Raw genomic sequence first — 2118 nt, forward strand, 5'->3', positions numbered from 1 at the left:
GGATCGCGGCCAGGTCTTCGTCGCTGATCGCCTCGGAGAGCAGGGCGCGATAGTGGTCTGCACCGATCGCTTGCTGGACGGGGTGCGGGGTCAGCCGAAAAGGGGGTCAGGTTCACTTTCTACTCGAAAAGGGGGTCAGGTTCACTTACCTGCTTTCAAAAGTAAGTCTCACCCCAATCTTCTCCAATTCTTCTCGGAAAGCTACTGCCGAACTCATCGAGTGCCAAAAGCCTGTCAGGGCGGATACGGGTGCTCTGACTTGAAGGTGAGACCTAGCTCTTCCATGGAGGGGATGGCTAACGGTTTACGCTGCTCGTGCAACCCTCGCATCAAACGGTAAACTGTCATGGCGATGTCGGAGCTTCTCGCGTACAGACCACCAAAGTCAGCGGGCTTTGGTCACAAGTCAAATGCTCGTGACGCGGCTGACGCGTGGCAGGAGACGCAGAGCTTTCTCTCACTTCACTGCATCGTCGACGCTCCCAGTATCATCGAGGTCCTTTGCTGGGCCCCGAGCAAACGGACTGAGAGACAAATCGCCGAGCAGGCCTTGAGAGAAGCGCGAGCGAGGTTAGGACCTGAATCAGGTGCAGGTGCTCAGTGGTTCCTTGAACCCGATAAGCTTGCTGCCGCTCTCGAGCTTTTCTTCTTCTGCGAGCAATGGCCGCGGCAACAGCTGGGGCCAATAGAGGTCTCATTCTTACTCAAGCTTCGATGGCGTGAGTTCCCCGACTTGAATAAGCCGCAGTCAACTCTCGGTCTTCATTTCGGAGCTCAGGGCCTCTTTCTGCAGCCTACTTTCGTTTTTCCGTTCAGCTGGGACAGTCTGGATCAGAGGGCTTGGCTTGAGGGCGCAGCAATGACGGCGCCTTTCAGGTTTCGCGAGGAGTACTTCAAGCGAGGCGTTCCGACCAAGTCTGGGGGGTATCGATCGGCAAAGATCCCTGAGGGATGGTGGAAAGCGGCCGAAAAGGAGGTCAGGTTCAACCAAGAACGGGGTCAGGTTCACTTACCCCCCTTTCGAAAGTGAAGTTGAGCCCACCCTTCTCGATCTCACTCTCATCGAAACTGCCGGGAGTTACGCATGAGCGCAAAGACTGTAGAGCAGAGACTCGAATTGATTGAACGGGTTTTTTGGGTCTTGGGAGTTCTCGCGGTTGTGTTCGGAATCCGGGGTCAGGTCTTGTTTTGACACATCCTCACGCTCAGTCCCGCCACGGATCCATCAGCACCACGCCCAAGAAATGGGGTCAGGTTCATTTTCAATGGCGGGGAGAACTCAAAGGCGAACCGTCCAACGCGACCCGGTGGGCCCAGCTTCCGGCTCGGGGCACCGCAACGACCAGTTGCTCAGCGCCGACGCGTCACCAGTCCGGGAGCGATGTCCTCGTGCGTCGACATCGCGTTATCGCAGGCCATCCAGGTGCGGTCGCCCGCGTAGTCGCGGACCCAGGCTTCCGCAGCAGCCTGGTCTTGGTAGCTCTCATGGGCGGTGAGCGCTGTGCGGTCCAATCCGGTCGAGGCGATCAGGCGTGACTCGACGCCGTCGTCCACCTTCAGCGTCGGACAGTGCTCGCGTACGGCGTCCGCCGTGGCCAATGCCGACGCCACCGCCCAGATCCGGTCCTCGCGCGCGTCCTCGTCCTCGGCAGCGCTGGCCAGCGCCGCAGACAGGTTGAGTGAGTTCAGGGCGAGTACGGCCAGGGCGAGTGTTCGCAGGCGCGCGGGCCGGCAGGGATTGGCGATCGGAAGGGTGGGCGCTGTCATGGTCAAGTTGAGGGGCCGCGAGAGTGCGACGCTGCCGTGTCCGTTGCGGTGGGCGAGCGGGAGAGCCCGGGGCGGGCATAGAAAAGTAGCAGCGTGGCGCCTCAGGCCTCAAGAACGGGGTCAGGTTCACTTACCCGGTCGCGTTCTTTGATTTGGCCGGCCGATGTGCCGGCCGCACGCTGGCGAAGCGCTGGGTCTTGGCTTCGACCATCGCACGAAAAAAACGGGGTCAGGTTCACTTACCCGCTCGCGTTCTTTGATCTGGCCGGCCGATGTGCCGGCCGAACGCTGGCGAAGCGCTGGGTCTTGGCTTTGACCATCGCACGAAAGTCGTCGCGGCCGTAGGCGCGC

Annotated in this window: 1 protein-coding gene; it reads right to left on the bottom strand. The window is 60.4% G+C overall.

The window, feature by feature from the left end; all coding sequences use genetic code 11:
* Nucleotides 1-1350: 1350 nt before the first annotated feature.
* Nucleotides 1351-1767 carry a hypothetical protein gene (locus tag BLP83_RS18075; protein ID WP_091246295.1) on the bottom strand — a complete coding sequence of 139 codons (417 nt, stop codon included), beginning with the start codon at nucleotides 1765-1767 and terminating at the stop codon, nucleotides 1351-1353.
* Nucleotides 1768-2118 lie beyond the last annotated feature (351 nt).

Origin of the sequence: Aquimonas voraii, assembly GCF_900101825.1 — a bacterium.
GTDB classification, from domain to species: domain Bacteria; phylum Pseudomonadota; class Gammaproteobacteria; order Xanthomonadales; family Xanthomonadaceae; genus Aquimonas; species Aquimonas voraii.

Coding starts and splice junctions, on each gene's coding strand:
- BLP83_RS18075 (WP_091246295.1), bottom strand. CDS start 1,767: ATGACAGCGCCCACCCTTCCGATCGCCAATCCCTGCCGGCCCGCGCGC.